Source organism: Mycetohabitans endofungorum (assembly GCF_002927045.1).
GTDB lineage: Bacteria > Pseudomonadota > Gammaproteobacteria > Burkholderiales > Burkholderiaceae > Mycetohabitans > Mycetohabitans endofungorum.
The window spans coordinates 1-2780 of the sequence record NZ_PRDW01000044.1 but is presented as its reverse complement, the minus strand read 5'-3'; the positions used below and the strand labels follow the sequence as shown (position 1 = coordinate 2780).

The following is a 2780-nucleotide window of genomic DNA, read 5'->3' as shown; positions in this document are numbered from 1 at the left end:
TCGTCAACCGGACCAGCGAGCAGATTATGGTTCGTCGATGAATGCTCGCCAAACGACAGCTCGTAGTCAAACGGCATCACGTTGACCTTGATGCCGAATAGTGACTGCCCGGGCGGCAGCCCAAGTTGACGCCGCAGTGCTTCGCTCGGGTAACGTTGGTGTCGCAATCCGCTTTGCATCGCCTGCGCGGCCTGCTGCATGAACGACGACAGGTTCATCCCTGGTTGTATTGTGAGCCGCAGTGGCAATGTATTGGACTTCATACCAGGAATATGCCGGTCGCCACCGAAGCGTGCCTGAACCGGAAGACCCAATACGACGTCTTGCTTACCCGTGAATCGATAAAGATACGCGGCCATCGCCGCCGTCATAAACTGTGTTAGCCGAGGAGCGTCCGATGCAGTGTCACCCAGCGCCTGGGTGGCCAGGTAAGTCGTCTGACGCAGCCGCTGCTGTAAGGCAGGCACGGCGCGGCTTGCCAGCGCCGCAGGCTCAGGCCAATGGGCGCAGTGCTTGAGCCAATACGCTTCGTCTTGTGCCCGTTGGGCGGATGCCTGATATTGCGCATCGCTATCCAATAGCTGTCGGATCGAGCCAAAATCACATGCCGCCGGCGCCGTGCCCGCGCATAGCGCGCTATACACGTGTGCAACGCGTTGGACGATCAGGTACTGGCCATATCCATCCATCATGATATGGTGATAGCGTTGGTACCAAATCCATTGCGCGGGCGCCACTTTCAGCAACGCATAGCAAAAAAGCGGTCCCTGCATCAGATTGACCGGCTGCTGATAGTCGGCCCGCATCCACGCCTGGGCCGCTGCCTGAGGATCGGCTTGTGCCGTGAAGTCCAGCACCGGCATTGACCATGCGGGTGAACCGATTCTCTGCCGCAGCCCGTCATCGCTGTCGACAAATTGCAGGCGCAGGGTGTCGGCCTCATCGATGACTTGGTGCAATGCCGCTTCAAAGACGGCCGGCTCAATCACACCATCGATCACCGTGTACTGCGCAATGTTGTACACGGGGCTGTCGGGATGCAGTTGCTGCGCGAGCCAGATTTCGGTTTGCGCACTGGATAACGGCTGGGTAACAGGCGTAGCGCTAGCATCCATAACAAAGCTCCGATTCAGGCGACCGAGCGGCCTGATATTTAAAAGGTGTACGAAACGATACAACGACGCAATCAGAATCTCTCGTTGTTCGGGAACCACTACGGCTTTTATGACTCGTCGCGTGCAATCCTTAACCCTTCACTGCAGCGACCAGGGCCACGCATCGGCATGCGTCAGTGCACCGTTCACGGCACTTGGCCGGCCAGTGATCACGCCACGTCCCATTGATATCAAGTTTAGTGAAAAGTGAAAAACACTAGACATAACGCGCGTGATACTGTGCACGAATTGGCATGACAGTCGGTCAAGCGAGACAGTTAAAAAGAACAGAGCAAACCAGTGCGTCGCACAGGCGCGGCGTCATTGGGTTCAGTACTGAGGTACTTCTTCATTTTTCTCCAACCATCACTTTATTTAGCCATACGGCTACGGCAACGCACCCGTTCGCTGACCCATCAGCTCGACGTTACCTGCTTCACGTCTCGCAAGCACCGTGCCTAGCTGTCAGGAGTCGCTACAAAGATCCAGATAATCGCAACGCTTAGCGCCTGTTGAAAGACTGTAAAGTTCCCGCCATGATGCACTCAAGTCTATTATCTTCGCTTAAGGCGACAGATCCTGAACGAATTAAACGATAAAATTAAAACTTGCAACCAGAAGCCACGCGGTCACCCACGAGATAGATGAAGTACGGCTTAAGGGCGTGTCTCAGCCTCACCATTCGTGACCAGAATGGTGAGGCTGAGCGGGCAACATTGGAACTTCGATATCGCCCCGCAAGACCGTACTACCGCCAATGGACAAGCGGCGTCGGTATCCCGCTCTGGCGTTGACAGGGATTCACGCCCTTGAGCGAGCAGCACCCACAGCAAGCGCATTCAACGGAAGCTGGCCACCCATTTGCCTGTCACGTCTCGCAAGCTGGCTGTCGTAAAACTCGACGGGTATGCCTTACGATGAAAAAACTGAAGTGTTCCACCCAGTCCTGAAACCGGGATGCAAGGCACACCGTTGCGCACGGCAGAGCGGCTGCCTAATCTCATTTCGGTACATAGAGCCGCCCAGCTATTGAGATAATTTTTACTAGATCAGCCCAAAAAATAGCTTAAATAATGCTCGCCGGCGTGTTTGACAGCGTCCTTTCAGTTAGCTTGCCCATAGGGCGTGAGGTGTTTCTGATACTGCCTCACCCAGGCGGGATCTTCGGAACACAGTGGCGCACGGCGACTTCATAGGTGTGCGATAACGCTAACTCAGCATGTGTGTACCGATGACGTTGGCAGTCGCGTCCATTTCTATTAAAAAAGCATCCAAGGGTTTTTTAATGGGCATGGACTCGCGTTGCCCTTCTCCCAGTCCTAATTGGCCCTATACGCAAGGGAAAGCCGGCAAGGCAGTCGCTGCGCGGCGGAGGCTCCGCCACACTTATTGCTCCAGGCCGTGCCAGCGGGTGCAGGCGGGCAGCAGTCACCATTCGGAGGGGTAGCAACAACCACAACTTGCGGTGTCCATGCCGAGAAATAGGCCAAACTTGACGAAACAGGATCCCAGTGGGCACCGCGCTTGCTAACATCGTATCAAGACGCCCCAATGGATGCGTTAGCGCACCGGCTATGGCGATTGTCCGATACGCAAAGAGTCGCGCACCATGCCCCTCTACAGCGC

At 55.6% G+C, this 2780-nt stretch carries 1 protein-coding gene; it reads right to left on the bottom strand.

From position 1 onward, the window contains the following. Window positions 1-1115, bottom strand: a 1115-nt coding sequence (locus B0O95_RS15045) for a condensation domain-containing protein (protein WP_233203447.1), incomplete at its 3' end; no start/stop codon positions are given. Window positions 1116-2780: the final 1665 nt, after the last annotated feature.